Origin of the sequence: Streptomyces sp. enrichment culture, assembly GCF_964273255.1 — a bacterium.
Classification (GTDB): domain Bacteria; phylum Actinomycetota; class Actinomycetes; order Streptomycetales; family Streptomycetaceae; genus Streptomyces.
Genome location: NZ_OZ186835.1, coordinates 3,954,787 through 3,969,303, shown reverse-complemented (window position 1 = coordinate 3,969,303; position 14,517 = coordinate 3,954,787). Strand labels below are relative to the sequence as shown.

The following is a 14,517-nucleotide window of genomic DNA, read 5'->3' as shown; positions in this document are numbered from 1 at the left end:
GCACGCGCTCGCAGGGGGAAGGGACACGGCTCGGTCATGGCCATGGAGCGGCACGACGACGTACAGGAGCAGGGCAAGAACCGGGGCGAGGGGAATCCGGCGGGCGCTCGGGACACCACCGCCGCTCGCAACGTCGGCCAGCCCCAGAGTAACTTCCACTTTCTCCGCGCCGAGTGGCCCGCCCTCTACGACGAAGCCCGCCGCGCAGAACGGCTCGCCCACGCGGACCCCCGTACCTCCTGCTTCTACGCCCGCCGTGTCCTCGAACTTGCCGTGCACTGGATGTACGACAACGACTCGGCGCTGCGCCCTCCGTACCAGAACGACCTGAGCGCGATGCTGCACGAGCCGAGCATGCGGAATCTGGTCGGGCCGACGCTCAGCGCGAAGATGGACCTCATCCGGCGCCAGGGCAACCACGCTGTGCACCGCCCGGCCCCCGTCCAGGCCAGGGACGCAGTACGGACGGTCGCCGAGCTGTTCCACGTCTTCTACTGGTTCGCCCGTACCTACGCGCCCGACTCGGCCACCGCCCCCGCCCCCGGTGTTCAGTTCGACACCCAGCGCATTCCGCGTCCCGTCCCCGCCGAGGTCAAGCTGCGCCGCCAGGCCGAGCTGAAGAAGCAGGCCGAGGAGGACCAGGCCCGTTGGGACGTGCAGGCCAAGGAACTGGCCGAGGCGCGCGCGAAGGGGGCACAGCTCGCCTCCGAAGTGGCCGAGCTGCGCGCCCGGATCACCGCGCTCCGCAAGGCCAACGAGACCCGCCCTGACACCCACGACTACGACGAGGCCGCTACCCGCGACCTGTTCATCGACCTTCTCCTCAAGGAGGCGGGCTGGGACCTCACCGAGGAGCGCGACCGCGAGTTCCCGGTCGACGGCGAGCCCGGGGTGATCAGCAAGTCCGGCACGGGTTACGTGGACTACGTCCTGTGGGGCGACGACGACCGCCCTCTCGCGATCGTCGAGGCCAAGCGCACCCGGGTCGACGCCCGCGCCGGCCGCCAGCAGGCCGAGCTCTACGCCGACGCGCTCGAAGCCGCCTACGGCCAACGACCCGTGATCTTCTACACCAACGGTTACGAGACCTACCTGTGGGATCAGTGGGGCAGGGGCAAGGACGTCAAGGACAGGAACAGGGGTTACCCGCCCCGCCGGGTCCAGGGCTTCCGCACCAAGGACGAGCTGCACTGGATGATTCGGCAGCGCGCCGGCCGGCTCGCCCTGAAGTCGTCCAACGTCAACCAGGGCATCGCGGGCCGCCCGTACCAGCTCCAGGCCATTCAGCGGGTCAGTGAGAGCTTCGAGAAGGAGCAGCGCCGCCGCGCCCTGCTCGTCATGGCGACCGGCACCGGCAAGACCCGCACCACCGTGGCCTTCGTCGAGCTGCTGCAGCGGGCGGGCTGGGCGCGCCGCGTCCTCTTCCTCGCCGACCGACAGGCCCTCGTCAACCAGGCGGTGCGCGCGTTCAAGGAGCACCTGCCGAACAGCGTGACGGTCAACCTCCTCACCGAGAAGAAAACCGACGCCCACGTCTACGTCTCGACGTACCCGACGATGATGAACCTGGTCAACGAGGTCACGGAGGACGGCCGCCGCCGCTTCGGGCCGGGCTTCTTCGACCTGGTCGTCATCGACGAGGCCCACCGCTCGGTCTATGACAAGTACGGCGAGCTGTTCGAGTACTTCGACAGCCTCCTCCTGGGGCTGACGGCCACGCCCAAGGACGACGTCGACCACAACACGTACCAGCTGTTCCAGCTGGAGGACGGCGTCCCCACCGACTCCTACAGCCTGGACCAGGCCGCCGCGGACGGCTTCCTGGTGAAGCCGAACGTCGTCGACGTGCCCTTCGACTCCCTGCGGCGGGGCTTCCGCTATGACGACCTCACCGAGGAGCAGAAGGAGGCCTGGGACAACCTGGAGTGGACCGAGGACGGGCAGGTCCCCGACGCGGTCTCCGTTGACGAGATCAACCGCTTCCTGTTCAACCGGCCGACCATCAACAAAGCTCTCGAAGTATTGATGCGTCACGGCCTGCGCGTCGAGGGCGGGGACCGGCTCGGCAAGACGATCATCTTCGCCAAGAACAACACGCACGCCCTGGCCATCGAGAAGCAGTACAACCTCAACTACCCGCAGAGCGCCGGGACCGACGCCCGGGTCATCACCTACCAGGAGAAGAACCCCCAGCAGCTCATCGACGACTTCTCCGACCCGGCCAAGGCCCCGGACATAGCCATCTCGGTCGACATGCTGGACACCGGTATCGACGTGCCCGAGGTACTGAACCTCGTGCTGTTCAAGCCGGTGTACTCACGGACCAAGTTCTGGCAGATGATCGGCCGCGGCACCCGTCTGCGTCCGGACGTCTACGGGCCCGGTCGCGACAAGGACGGTTTCAACGTCTTCGACCTGTGCGGCAACGCGGAGTTCTTCAACCAGGAACTCGACCGCGCTCCCGCCCGGCAAGCCCCGACGCTCACCGAGAAGCTGCTGCAGCGCCAGCTCGACCTCATCCGAACGCTGGACCGCCGCCAGGCTCCCAACCCGGCGCAGGACGGCGGTCCGGACGCGATCGACACCGAGGCGTCCCTGCGCTGGGCGGCGGCGCACCGTCTTCACCGGACGGTACGGGGCATGAACCTCGACAACTTCCTCGTGCGGCCGCACCGCCGTCACGTGGAAGTGTTCGGCGGTGACTTCGCCGCCTGGCACCGCATCGGCGACGACGCGGCCCACGCGCTGAGCGAGGACGTCCTCGGCCTGCCGTCCGACTACTGGCCGGAGGGCGAGGACAAGGGCGAGGAGGCCAAGCGGTTCGACCTCATCGCCTACCGCCTCCAGCTCGCGGCCCTGGAGGGAGGCTCCGACTACACGCGCCTACGCGGTCAGGTCAAGGAACTCGCGGAGGACCTTCTCGGTAAGACCAACATCCCCGTCGTCCGCGATCAGGCCGACCTGCTGGAGGCCATCACGGACGACGCGTGGTGGCAGAACGTGACCGTCCCGATGCTGGAGCACGTGCGCCGCCGCGTGCGCGGCCTGGCCCACCTGGTCGACGCTCCGGCCGCCCGGAAGATCGTCTACACGGACATAGCGGAGGACCACGGGGACCTGACGGAGATCGAGCTCAAGGGTCTGCCCGTCGGCACGGATGAGGAACGCTTCAAGCAGAAGGCCCGCGCCTACCTCGAGACCCACCGCGAGCAGGAGGCCGTCCGCAAGCTGCGCGAGAACGAGCAGGTCACGACTGAGGACCTGACCACCCTGGAGGAGGTCTTCCTCATCGAGGGGGTCGCCTCGGCCGAAGACCTGGAGCAGAAGCGGGCGGCCGACGGCGGTCTCGGTGTGTTCCTGCGCCGCATCGGCGGCCTGGACCGGGAGGCGGCGCAGGAGGCCTTCTCCGGTTTCATCGCCGACCACGATCTCTCCGCCGACCAGATCGACCTCGTGGGCCTCATGGTCCGGTACGTGGCGGCCAACGGGCTCATCGGCATCCGCGACCTGTACGAGAACAACCTCTTCAGCAGCCGCGGGGTCATCGACGACCACTTCACCGACGACGAGATCGACGCCTTGGAGGTCGTCTTCCGCACTCTGCGCGCCCGTGCCATCCCGGATGCGGACCTCGCAGCTTGAGGAAACCCTTCCAGAGCCACGGAGCGGGCACGCACCGGGAAGAATGACGGCATGGCCGACACAGAAGCCCTCCGCGTCCGTTTCGTCCGTGCTCTGGAAGGGGCCCGCGGTCCCGGCGGCGGGCCCGATCCGCTGCCGTACGCCGACGATCTGCTCGGGCGATGGCAGGAGCCGCAGCGGCACTACCACACGCTCGCCCACCTCACGGCCGTCCTCGACCACGTCGACACGCTGGCGGAGCACGCCGGGGACCCGGACGTCGTACGGCTGGCGGCCTGGTTCCACGATGCCGTGTACCTGCCGGAGCGGTCGGAGAACGAGGAGCGGTCCGCGCGGCTCGCCGAGCGGGCGCTGCCCGAGGCCGGGGTGCCGGCGGAGGCGACCGCCGAGGTGGCCCGGCTGGTGCGGCTCACCGTGTCGCACGACCCCGCCGACGACGACCGCGACGGCCAGGTGCTGTGCGACGCCGACCTCGCGGTGCTCGCGTCGCCGCCGTCGGCGTACGCCGCCTACACGGTCGCCGTCCGCGAGGAGTACCACTTCGTCCCCGGCGACGCCTTCCGGGAGGGCCGCGCCGCCGTGCTGCGTCAACTGCTCGGCCTGCCCCGCCTGTTCCGCACCCCGTACGGGGCGGAGCACTGGGAGGCCACGGCCCGCCACAACCTCCGCGGCGAGCTGGACATGCTGTCGACCCCGCCACCGCCGCCCGCTTAATCTCGCCCCATGGATGCCACGGGCGCACAACAGGTCGAGGAAGCCGTCGCGGACTGCGTGAGCGCGCTGGGGGCAGCCGTCGGCCGGGACTGGCGGGCCGTACGGGCCGAGGGGCTGGAGTGGGACTGCCGGCGGACGGCGGAGCACATCGCCGACGACCTGATCTCCTACGCGGGCCAGCTCGCCGGGCGGGCCACCGACGCCTACGTCCCCTTCGGGATCGCTCTGGAGGACGGCACCGACAACGCCGGTGCCCTGCACGTGATCCGCACGGCCGGAACCCTGCTGGCCGCCACCGTGCGCAGCACCCCGCGCGCGGTGCGCGCCTTCCACCCGTTCCCGTTCCGGCACGCGAACCGCGAGGGGTTCGCAGCGATGGGCGTGGCCGAGGTGCTTCTGCACACGCACGACATCGCCGCCGGGCTGGGTGTGGCGTACGAACCGCCCGCCGCCCTCGCCGAGTTCGTGCTGACGCGGCTCTTCCCGGAGGTGCGGCCGGGGCCCGCGCCCTGGCCGACGCTGCTGTGGGCGACGGGGCGCGGGGACCTGCCCGGCCGGGAGCCCGTGACCGCCTGGCGGTGGAGCAACAACCTGGTGGTCCCGGCGGACCGGCTCACCCTGGAGGGCGTCACCCCGGCCGCCGCGGCCGGCCTGGCGGTCGGCGGGGGCGGCGGGTTCACCTGGGTGGACTCGGGGCCGTACGACGGGACGCGGGACGCGGCGGGGGCACTGCTCAAGGCGTACGAGACGGGGGTGTTGCGGGCCCGTTGGGGGATGTTCGTCATGGTGCGCCGGGAGGACGACCGCGCCATCGGCGGCATCGGCTTCCACGGCCCGCCGGACGAGGACGGCCGGGTGGAGATCGGCTACGACCTGTCGCCCGAGGCGCGCGGCCACGGGTACGCCACGGAGGCGCTGCGCGCGTTGTCGGCGTGGGCGCTGGAGCAGCCGGAGGTGACGTCGGTGTTCGCGGCCACCGAACCGGACAACCTCGCCTCCCAGGCCGTGATCGGCCGGGTCGGGTTCACCCGGATCGACGGGGGCGAGGAAGAGTTCGCCTACGAGCTGCGCCGCTGACCCGGGTTTCCCACGGCCGGCCCGGGAAGCGGACGGGGGCCGAAGACGCCCCCGGCGCCGGAAAGACCCGGGCCACCGGGCAGACCCGAGCCGCCAGGGAGACCCGAGCCACCGGGGAGACCCGAGCCGCCGGAGAGACCCGGGGCGCCGGGGAGGCCCCGCACCGCGCTTCTGCCGGTCCCCGTGCTCGCGCCCTTCCGGCGGCGCAGACCCGCTCCGTGCAGCAGGCGCACCACCTCGCGGCTGCTGACCTCCAGCGCGCCCGCCAGCACCACCTCGCCGTAACGGTGTTCGGGGATGTCGTAGTGGTCGCGTTCGAAGGCACGGCGCGGGACGCCGAGGCGGGCGGCGAACAGGTGCAGTTCGTCGTAGGAGACGTCGCTGACGAGGTGGGACCACAGGCGGCCGTGGCCGGGCCAGGTGGGCGGGTCGATGTAGAGGGTCATGGGGCCGTCGTGCCGCCCGTCGCCCCGGGGCCCAGCGAGCCGACCGCCGCCACCTTCACACCGGCCTTGTGGCACACCCAGTGCGGGTCCGGACCCAGCTCCGGCTCCACCTCCAGCGCGTGCGGGTCCCCCGAACCGCACACCGGGCAGACCGGCCAGCGGCCGTACCGTTCCAGCAGGGCGTCCTGCACGTCCTGGGCGACCAGCCCGGCGAGGAACGCGGAACCCTCCGGCCACTGCTCGACCCACCAGCGCCGGTGCGCGACCGACTCCTCGACCAGCGACACCACGTCCGCGTCCGCGACCTCGCGCGCGACGAGGTCGGCGAGGACGAGGGCCCTGGCCGCGTGCAGCGCCTGCTCCAGCGAACTGACGGGGGTGTTGTCGGGGTGCATGCCCCTATTGTGCGCACTCTTGACCCCGACACCGAGACGAAAATATCTTTCAGGGGTGACCCAGGACGTGAAGGAAATTTTCGCCCAGGAGCGCGGACCGGGCGGTACCGCCTCCGCCCCGCCCGCACCCGCCGCCCTCGCGGCCAAGGTGCGCACGCTGGCGCCGTCGATGACACGCTCCATGCAGCGCGTCGCCGAGGCCGTCGCGGGCGACCCGGCCGGCTGCGCCGCCCTCACGGTCACCGGACTCGCCGAGCTGACCGGCACCAGCGAGGCCACCGTCGTGCGCACCGCCCGCCTCCTCGGCTACCCGGGCTACCGCGACCTGCGCCTGGCCCTGGCCGGGCTCGCCGCGCAGCAGCAGTCCGGCCGGGCCCCGGCCATCACCACCGACATCGCGGTGGACGACCCCATCGCCGACGTCGTCGCCAAACTCGCCTACGACGAGCAGCAGACCCTCGCCGACACCGCCGCCGGGCTGGACACCGTGCAGCTCGGTGCCGCCGTCACCGCGCTCGCGGGCGCCCGGCGCACCGACGTGTACGGCCTCGGCGCCTCCGGCCTGGTCGCGCAGGACCTCACCCAGAAGCTCCTGCGCATAGGTCTGATAGCCCACGCCCCCAGCGATCCGCACCTCGCGGTGACCAACGCCGTGCAGCTCCGGCCCGGTGACGTGGCGATCGCCATCACCCACTCCGGGTCGACGGGGGACGTCATCGAACCGCTGCGGGTGGCCTTCGAGCACGGGGCGACGACCGTGGCCGTCACCGGCCGCCCCGACGGCCCGGTCACCCAGTACGCCGACCACGTGCTGACCACGTCCACCGCCCGCGAGAGCGAGCTGCGGCCGGCCGCGATGTCCTCCCGGACGAGTCAACTGCTGGTCGTGGACTGCCTGTTCGTCGGCGTCGCCCAGCGGACCTACGAACAGGCGGCCCCGGCCCTGTCGGCGTCCTACGAGGCCCTGGCCCACCGCCACCGCACCAGCCCGCGGTAGGCGGGGGCGTCAGGAGGCGCGGCGGGCCGCCGCACGGGACGGGCGGATGGACGGACACGGATGGACGGACGGACACGCCGACCGACGAACCGACGAACCGGCGACCCGACCTACGGGCCGACGGACGAGCCGAACGATGGACCGACGGAGCGAAGGACCCACGAGCCGACGGACCCACGAGCCGACGGACCCACGAGCCAACAAACCGACGAGCCGATGCATCATCCAGCGGCGGGACCGGCCGACGGCAGGACGGCGCGTGACCCCCGGCGGCAGGACGGCGCCCGAGCCGGAGCGCGAGCCGGAACCGCCGCAGGGCGGCCGCTCCCGCACCCCTCCGGGCGGCCCGCGCTCACCCCCGCCCCCTGCCTGCCTCCTACCCCAGCCTTCAGCCCCTTCCGCCACCCCTTGCCCTCCCCACAGCACGCACCATCACCGGGCTCCCCCCAGCAGTGCCACGGCCACCGGACGACCGCGGCACTCCCCGGAACCACGGACCAGACCGACCGGAGAGACCGGAGACCGGAGAGACCCGCACCATGACCGACCGCCCCGCCCCCGACCAGCCCGCACCCCACCGTCCCCTCCCCGACCACCCCGCGCACGACGGCCCCGCGACCGACCGCCCCGCGCCCAACGGCCCCGCGACCGACCACCCCGCACCCGACAGCCCCCCGCCCGCCCCCGGTCCGTCCCGGTCCCACGCTCTCCGGGCCCAGCTGGAGACCCTGGCCACCGAGGCGTTCCGTCCGGAGCTCGCCGGGATCGACCGGCTGCCCACCCTCGACATCGCGCGGCTGATGAACGGCGAGGACGCCACCGTGGCCGCCGCGGTCGCCCGGCGGCTGCCGGAGATCGCCGCCGCCATCGACGCCGTCGCCGAGCGGATGTCCCGCGGCGGCCGGCTCGTCTACGCCGGGGCCGGCACCGCCGGCCGGCTCGGCGTGCTCGACGCCTCCGAGTGCCCGCCGACCTTCAACACCGGCCCCGGACAGGTCGTCGGTCTCATCGCGGGCGGCCCCGACGCCATGGTCGCCTCCGTCGAGGGGGCCGAGGACTCCGCCGGCCTCGCCCACGCCGACCTGGACGCGCTCGGCCTGACCGCCGACGACACGGTGGTCGGCATCTCCGCCTCCGGGCGCACCCCGTACGCCGTCGGCGCCGTCACCCACGCCCGGGCCCTCGGCGCCCTCACCGTCGGGCTGGCCTGCAACCCGGACAGCGCGCTGGCCGCCGCCGCGGACCACGGCATCGAGGTCGTCGTCGGGCCGGAACTGCTCACCGGCTCCACCCGCCTCAAGGCGGGCACCGCCCAGAAACTCGTCCTGAACATGCTGTCGACGATCACGATGATCCGGCTCGGCAAGACGTACGGGAACCTGATGGTCGACGTGCGGGCCTCCAACGACAAGCTGCGCGCCCGCTCCCACCGGATCGTCTCCCTGGCGACCGGCGCGGAGGACGCCGCGGTCGAGCGGGCCCTGACGGCCACCGGCGGCGAGGTCAAGCACGCCATCCTGGTGCTGCTCACCGACGCGGACGCCGGCACCGCGGCCCGGCTGCTGGACGAGGCGGACGGCCACCTGCGGGCCGCCCTCGCGAAGGCCGGGAGCAGCGGGCCCGCGGACGCCTGACGTCACGCGGGCTGTGACAGGTCCCGGGCCGCTGGGATACTCGTACCGACCCGAACCCCCACGGAGACGGACGCCATGAACCACGCGCAGCTCACCGCACTGGGGCGTGCCCTGCGCCTGCTCGGCGAACACGGCGAGGCGCTCGGCGGCGACACCCCGGACGCCACGCTGCACGAGGTGAAGGCGGACCTGCGGCGGGCCCTGGACCTGCTGGAGGAGGGCGTCACCTCGGCCGCGCCGAGCACCCGCTGCCCCGAGCACCCGACGGGCCCGGTCGACGAGAGCGCGCCCGACCTGTGCCTGCTGTGCGAGACGCGCCGGCGCGCCGCCCGCCGCGCCGAGTTCAACGGCCCGGCACCGCAGTACCCGCCCGCCGAGCCCGTCCCGTCCCGGTACGGGGTGAGCGGCGACCGGCCGCAGCCGCAGCAGCGCTGGCTGCCGGAGGCGTGGAACGGCCAGGCGTGGCAGCTGTGCGGCACCCCGCGCCGGGACCGCCGCGAGGCCGAGATGTACCTCGCCGCCCAACGGCGCGGCCCCCGGCCGGCGATGGCGTACCGGATCGTGCACGAGTTCACCGACTACGAGGTGCTGCGGGTGTGGGGCACCCCGGTGCGGGTCGACATCGAGCCGATGGGCGGCCTCTGACCGCCCGCCGCCCACCCCGTCCCGGACGTCCGGCGGGCCCCGGCGAACGCCCGAGGGCGGCACCCCCTGTCGTCCAGGGAGTGCCGCCCTCGGTCGATGCGACGGACGGATCCGATCCTCGAAAGGATCAGAAGTCCATGTCACCGCCCGGCATGCCGCCGCCGGCCGGCGCGGCGGCCTTCTCCGGCTTGTCGGCGATGACGGCCTCGGTGGTGAGGAACAGCGCGGCGATGGAGGCGGCGTTCTGCAGCGCGGAACGGGTCACCTTCGCCGGGTCGATGATGCCTTCCTTGACCAGGTCGACGTACTCGCCGGTCGCGGCGTTCAGGCCGTGGCCCGGGGTCAGGTTGCGCACCTTCTCCACCACGACACCGCCCTCGAGGCCGGCGTTCACGGCGATCTGCTTCAGCGGGGCCTCCAGCGCGATGCGCACGGCGTTGGCGCCGGTCGCCTCGTCACCCTCGAGCTCCAGCTTCTCGAACACCTGGGAGGCCTGCAGCAGGGCCACGCCACCACCGGCGACGATGCCCTCCTCGACGGCCGCCTTGGCGTTGCGCACGGCGTCCTCGATGCGGTGCTTGCGCTCCTTGAGCTCCACCTCGGTCGCGGCACCGGCCTTGATGACGGCCACGCCGCCGGCCAGCTTCGCGAGGCGCTCCTGGAGCTTCTCGCGGTCGTAGTCCGAGTCGCTGTTCTCGATCTCGGCGCGGATCTGGTTCACGCGGCCCTGGACCTGGTCGGCCGAGCCCGAACCGTCGACGATGGTCGTCTCGTCCTTGGTGATGACGACCTTGCGCGCCTTGCCCAGCAGGTCGAGCGTGGCGTTCTCCAGCTTGAGGCCGACCTCCTCGGAGATGACCTCGCCGCCCGTGAGGATGGCGATGTCGCCGAGCATGGCCTTGCGGCGGTCGCCGAAGCCCGGGGCCTTGACCGCGACGGACTTGAAGGTGCCGCGGATCTTGTTGACGACCAGGGTCGACAGGGCCTCGCCCTCGACGTCCTCGGCGATGATCAGCAGCGGCTTGCCCGACTGCATGACCTTCTCCAGGAGCGGGAGCAGGTCCTTGACGTTGGAGATCTTGGAGTTGGCGATCAGGATGTACGGGTCGTCGAGGACGGCCTCCATACGCTCCATGTCGGTGGCGAAGTACGCCGAGATGTAGCCCTTGTCGAAGCGCATACCCTCGGTGAGCTCCAGCTCCAGACCGAAGGTCTGGGACTCCTCGACGGTGATGACGCCTTCCTTGCCGACCTTGTCCATGGCCTCGGCGATGAGCTCACCGATCTGGGTGTCGGCGGCGGAGATGGAGGCCGTGGAAGCGATCTGCTCCTTGGTCTCGACGTCCTTCGCCTGCTCCAGCAGGGCGGCGGAGACCGACTCGACGGCCTTCTCGATACCGCGCTTGAGGGCCATCGGGTTGGCGCCGGCGGCGACGTTGCGCAGGCCCTCCTTGACCAGGGCCTGGGCGAGGACGGTCGCGGTGGTCGTACCGTCACCGGCGACGTCGTCCGTCTTCTTGGCGACTTCCTTGACCAGCTCGGCGCCGATCTTCTCGTACGGGTCCTCGAGCTCGATCTCCTTGGCGATGGACACACCATCGTTGGTGATCGTGGGGGCGCCCCACTTCTTCTCGAGGACGACGTTGCGGCCCTTGGGGCCGAGCGTCACCTTGACGGCGTCCGCGAGCTGGTTCATGCCGCGCTCGAGGCCGCGCCGCGCCTCCTCGTCGAACGCGATGATCTTGGCCATGTGAAGTGGTCCCTCCAGGACTGGGGGTGATTCCTTCGGACCGCGCCCGCGCCCGCGACGGACGGCTCGCCGGCCTCGTGGTTCCTTGCCCCACACGGCCTGCGGGCCTCACCGACCCGGTCCTTCGTTGTCACTCTCACCTTCAGAGTGCTAACGCCAATGATTAGCACTCGACCCCTCCGAGTGCAAGGCGCTCCCGCGAAGCGGACCCGTCGGAGGGTCGCGGTGCGAGGACGCGGCCGGGAGGCGGGCAGGAGGAGCGCGCGGCCGGTCCGGGGACGGGGCGGGGACGGGGCGGGCAGGCCCGTGGTCTGCACGGACAGGGTGGGACGCGGGGCGGGGAAGCGCACCGGACGGCAACGGCCCGGGGCGGGACGGGGCCCTCCGGCGCGACCGCGGGGCCGGCGGGAGCGTCGCGCGCTCAGCGGTCCGCGAACACGGGTGCAGGGCGGCCACGGAGGGGTACCGCGACCGCGCGGCACACACGGAGAGGCCGCACGGAAGGCAGGGAGAAGACCGCGCGGCGCGCACGGAGAAGCCGGGCGGTGGTGCGCCGGCCGGGGAGGAGGAGTGCGGCGGCCCCGCAGGACGTCGCCGCCGGCGCACGCGCGGGCACGGGTGCCCGTCGGCGCCACGGCACGGCGAGGGGCCCGCACCCCGGGAGGTGCGGGCCCCTCGTCAGCAGAAGCTGCTTGCGGCTGGTAGCGCGTTCAGGCGGTGACGCGAACCATGTCGGCCTGCGGGCCTTTCTGGCCCTGCGAGATCTCGAATTCGACCCGCTGGCCCTCTTCAAGGGTGCGGTACCCGTCCATCTGGATCGCGCTGTAGTGGACGAAAACATCCGCACCACCGTCGACCGCGATGAAGCCGTACCCCTTCTCCGCGTTGAACCACTTGACGGTGCCCTGAGCCATGCCTAACTCCCCTATTACTGGCCCTTGCACAGATCCACACTTCGCGGACCCGGGTCAGACCTCACCCCCCATTGGAGTGGGGGCGTGCGCCGGAACGCGTCGACCGCGGCTGAATGTATCTGTCCAACTGCCGTCTGCAACAGGTCAATCGGACGAGAAATCTGGACGCCACCGGTCCGGAATGTTGTGCAACTTCGCCCGAATTCAGGGCAAACCGGGCCGCACAAACGTCACAAAAGCCGCGAAAGACGCACAGACTTTGGCTACTTATCGTCGGGCGAGCGGCAGGAATTCACGGTTCCCGATCAGGGGACCGGGGCCGCGTTCCCCAACCCTACCGCGCTCAATCCCATGGAATTGCCCCCTCCGCTTCTCTTACGGAGGGGGCAACGGGATCCACGCTCGGTAACCGAAGTTACCCACGGTAATGATCAGGTCGGATCAGCCGCCGGCGACCGCCGGAATGATCGAGACGCCGGCGCCGTCCGGCGTCGCGGTCTGCAGGCCCTGCTCGAAACGCACGTCGTCGTCGTTGACGTAGACGTTGACGAAGCGGCGCAGCTTCCCCTGGTCGTCCAGGACGCGGGCGGCGATGCCCGTGTGGTTCTTCTCCAGGTCCTCGATGACCTCGGCGAGGGTCGTCCCCTCGGCGTTCACCTGGGCCTGCCCACCGGTGTAGGTGCGCAGGATGGTCGGGATGCGGACGGTCACACTCATGCGAGGCCAGCCTCTCGGAAGGAGTCCAGGTTGGGGCGGATGGTGGCGGTCAGGCCGGTCCCGGCGACCGCGTCGAGGGTCTTCAGCCCGTCGCCGGTGTTGAGGACGACGGTGGTCAGGGAGGGGTCCAGCAGGCCGCTCTCGACCAGCTTGCGGGTGACGCCGACGGTCACCCCGCCGGCCGTCTCCGCGAAGATGCCCTCGGTGCGCGCGAGCAGCTTGATCGCGTCCACGACCTGCTCGTCGGTGACGTCCTCCACGGCGCCGCCGGTGCGGCGGGCGATGTCCAGGACGTAGGGGCCGTCGGCGGGGTTGCCGATGGCGAGCGACTTGGCGATGGTGTCCGGCTTCTGCGGGCGGACCACGTCGTGCCCGGCCTTGAAGGCGGCCGAGACCGGGGAGCAGCCCTCCGCCTGGGCGCCGAAGATCTTGTACGGCCGGTCCTCGACCAGCCCCAGCTCGATCAGCTCCCGCAGGCCCTTGTCGATCTTCGTGAGCTGGGAGCCGGAGGCGATCGGGACGACGATCTGGTCCGGCAGCCGCCAGCCGAGCTGCTCGCAGATCTCGTAGGCGAGCGTCTTGGAGCCCTCCGCGTAGTACGGGCGCAGGTTGACGTTGACGAAGCCCCAGCCCTCGCCGGCCGGGTCGCCGATCAGCTCGGAGCAGAAGCGGTTCACGTCGTCGTAGTTGCCCTCGATGCCGACGAGCTCGCCGCCGTAGACGGCGGCCATGACGACCTTGCCCTGCTCCAGGTCGTGCGGGATGAACACGCACGAGCGGAAGCCGGCCCGGGCGGCGGCGGCACCCACGGCGCCCGCCAGGTTGCCGGTGGAGGAGCAGGACAGCGTGGTGAAGCCGAAGGCGCGGGCGGCCTCCAGGGCCTGGGCGACGACCCGGTCCTTGAAGGAGTGGGTCGGGTTGCCGGAGTCGTCCTTGACGAACAGCCCGCCGGTGACGCCGAGTTCACGGGCCAGGTTGTCCGCCTTGACCAGCGGGGTCCAGCCCGGGTTGAGGTTCGGCTTGGTGGCCACGTCCGCGGGGACGGGCAGCAGCGGCGCGTAGCGCCAGATGTTCGCGGGGCCCGCCTCGATGCGCCGGCGCAGTTCCCCGGCCTCGTGGGAGGAGAAGTCGTAGGCGATCTCCAGCGGGCCGAAACACTCCTGGCAGGCGAAGACGGGGCCGAGCGGGACGCGGTGGCCGCACTCGCGGCAGGACAGCGCGGCGGCGGGGCCGAGGTCGACGGCGGGGGAGGCAGCGGAACCGGCGGAGTCGGTGTTGCTTGCAACGGTCTGCACAGCCATGTGAGGCGAGGCCCTTTCTCCTCATCTTCCTCACGACGCATCTCGCCGTGAGACGGATTTGGCACCTTCCCTAGCCGGGAGCCTCGCCACGTCCGTGTGACAAGAACCGACTGGAGGGTTGCCGGGGCTTCATCGGGCCGTATCCCTCTGCCCCTCTGGATGAGCGGTGTTCAGTTGTCGCGGCGGCGACCCCGGCATGCGGGGGCCGTGTGCGTTGTTCAAGACTGTAACCGACGCCCCGGGCGTTCGAGACAGTCGTCCGTACCGCGAGATGGATCACCGGAC

The 14,517-nt window shown here is 71.6% G+C and carries 11 protein-coding genes, 1 pseudogene and 1 riboswitch; of the genes and pseudogenes, 6 read left to right on the top strand and 6 right to left on the bottom strand.

Translation table 11 applies throughout. From position 1 onward, the window contains the following. Positions 1 to 36: 36 nt before the first annotated feature. Genes ACSU53_RS17200 through ACSU53_RS17190 form a run of 3 tightly spaced genes read left to right on the top strand, consistent with a single transcriptional unit; the run spans position 37 to position 5,433 of the window. Positions 37 to 3,642, top strand: coding sequence for a DEAD/DEAH box helicase family protein (locus ACSU53_RS17200; protein ID WP_437028725.1), 3,606 nt, complete (start codon positions 37 to 39; stop codon positions 3,640 to 3,642). A 51-nt stretch (positions 3,643 to 3,693) separates the two neighbouring features. After that, complete coding sequence (locus ACSU53_RS17195; protein WP_437028723.1) at positions 3,694 to 4,356, top strand: HD domain-containing protein; 663 nt, start codon at positions 3,694 to 3,696, stop codon at positions 4,354 to 4,356. Positions 4,357 to 4,365: 9 nt separating this feature from the next. Then, a complete protein-coding gene (locus ACSU53_RS17190) occupies positions 4,366 to 5,433 on the top strand; it encodes a GNAT family N-acetyltransferase (RefSeq protein WP_437028721.1) in 1,068 nt (355 codons plus the stop codon). A 185-nt stretch (positions 5,434 to 5,618) separates the two neighbouring features. Here ACSU53_RS17190 and ACSU53_RS17185 read toward each other — a convergent pair. Together ACSU53_RS17185 and ACSU53_RS17180 are read right to left on the bottom strand one after the other, a co-directional pair. Continuing rightward, positions 5,619 to 5,879, bottom strand: a pseudogene (locus ACSU53_RS17185) (DUF4031 domain-containing protein); the annotation flags it as partial. Then, the gene (locus tag ACSU53_RS17180; protein WP_437028719.1) at positions 5,876 to 6,274 is read right to left on the bottom strand and encodes a hypothetical protein; all 399 of its coding nucleotides are present in this window, start codon (positions 6,272 to 6,274) and stop codon (positions 5,876 to 5,878) included. The gene ACSU53_RS17180 and the pseudogene ACSU53_RS17185, both read right to left, overlap by 4 nt. Before the next feature lie 55 nt (positions 6,275 to 6,329). On the opposite strand from ACSU53_RS17180, the gene ACSU53_RS17175 reads away from it, so the two are divergent. The 3 genes from ACSU53_RS17175 to ACSU53_RS17165 all read left to right on the top strand — a co-directional run bounded on the left by ACSU53_RS17175 (position 6,330) and on the right by ACSU53_RS17165 (position 9,550). Beyond that, on the top strand, positions 6,330 to 7,271 hold the full coding sequence (locus ACSU53_RS17175; RefSeq protein ID WP_437028717.1) for a MurR/RpiR family transcriptional regulator: 942 nt from the start codon (positions 6,330 to 6,332) through the stop codon (positions 7,269 to 7,271). Between the two features lie 539 nt (positions 7,272 to 7,810). Continuing rightward, positions 7,811 to 8,905, top strand: coding sequence for an N-acetylmuramic acid 6-phosphate etherase (gene murQ / locus ACSU53_RS17170; protein WP_437028715.1), 1,095 nt, complete (start codon positions 7,811 to 7,813; stop codon positions 8,903 to 8,905). A gap of 75 nt (positions 8,906 to 8,980) precedes the next feature. Continuing rightward, entirely contained in the window at positions 8,981 to 9,550 is a 570-nt protein-coding gene (locus tag ACSU53_RS17165) for a hypothetical protein (protein ID WP_437028713.1), read from the top strand. A 127-nt stretch (positions 9,551 to 9,677) separates the two neighbouring features. On the opposite strand, the gene groL is transcribed toward ACSU53_RS17165, so the two are convergent. The 4 genes from groL to thrC form a co-directional block, all read right to left on the bottom strand. Next, positions 9,678 to 11,300: a chaperonin GroEL gene (groL, locus tag ACSU53_RS17160; RefSeq protein ID WP_437028711.1), complete on the bottom strand. Its 1,623-nt coding sequence runs from the start codon at positions 11,298 to 11,300 to the stop codon at positions 9,678 to 9,680. 710 nt (positions 11,301 to 12,010) lie between these two features. Next, positions 12,011 to 12,214: a cold-shock protein gene (locus ACSU53_RS17155; protein ID WP_004986573.1), complete on the bottom strand. Its 204-nt coding sequence runs from the start codon at positions 12,212 to 12,214 to the stop codon at positions 12,011 to 12,013. A gap of 441 nt (positions 12,215 to 12,655) precedes the next feature. Next, the gene (locus tag ACSU53_RS17150) at positions 12,656 to 12,931 is read right to left on the bottom strand and encodes a MoaD/ThiS family protein (RefSeq protein WP_437028709.1); all 276 of its coding nucleotides are present in this window, start codon (positions 12,929 to 12,931) and stop codon (positions 12,656 to 12,658) included. Continuing rightward, positions 12,928 to 14,232 carry a threonine synthase gene (gene thrC / locus ACSU53_RS17145; RefSeq protein WP_437028707.1) on the bottom strand — a complete coding sequence of 435 codons (1,305 nt, stop codon included), beginning with the start codon at positions 14,230 to 14,232 and terminating at the stop codon, positions 12,928 to 12,930. The genes ACSU53_RS17150 and thrC overlap by 4 nt, the downstream gene beginning before the upstream one ends. Positions 14,233 to 14,250: 18 nt before the next feature. Next, a riboswitch (SAM riboswitch) is annotated at positions 14,251 to 14,398 on the bottom strand. Positions 14,399 to 14,517 lie beyond the last annotated feature (119 nt).

Coding starts and splice junctions, on each gene's coding strand:
- thrC (WP_437028707.1), bottom strand. CDS start 14,232: ATGGCTGTGCAGACCGTTGCAAGCAACACCGACTCCGCCGGTTCCGCT.
- groL (WP_437028711.1), bottom strand. CDS start 11,300: ATGGCCAAGATCATCGCGTTCGACGAGGAGGCGCGGCGCGGCCTCGAG.
- ACSU53_RS17180 (WP_437028719.1), bottom strand. CDS start 6,274: ATGCACCCCGACAACACCCCCGTCAGTTCGCTGGAGCAGGCGCTGCAC.
- ACSU53_RS17165 (WP_437028713.1), top strand. CDS start 8,981: ATGAACCACGCGCAGCTCACCGCACTGGGGCGTGCCCTGCGCCTGCTC.
- ACSU53_RS17200 (WP_437028725.1), top strand. CDS start 37: ATGGCCATGGAGCGGCACGACGACGTACAGGAGCAGGGCAAGAACCGG.
- murQ (WP_437028715.1), top strand. CDS start 7,811: ATGACCGACCGCCCCGCCCCCGACCAGCCCGCACCCCACCGTCCCCTC.
- ACSU53_RS17155 (WP_004986573.1), bottom strand. CDS start 12,214: ATGGCTCAGGGCACCGTCAAGTGGTTCAACGCGGAGAAGGGGTACGGC.
- ACSU53_RS17150 (WP_437028709.1), bottom strand. CDS start 12,931: ATGAGTGTGACCGTCCGCATCCCGACCATCCTGCGCACCTACACCGGT.
- ACSU53_RS17195 (WP_437028723.1), top strand. CDS start 3,694: ATGGCCGACACAGAAGCCCTCCGCGTCCGTTTCGTCCGTGCTCTGGAA.
- ACSU53_RS17190 (WP_437028721.1), top strand. CDS start 4,366: ATGGATGCCACGGGCGCACAACAGGTCGAGGAAGCCGTCGCGGACTGC.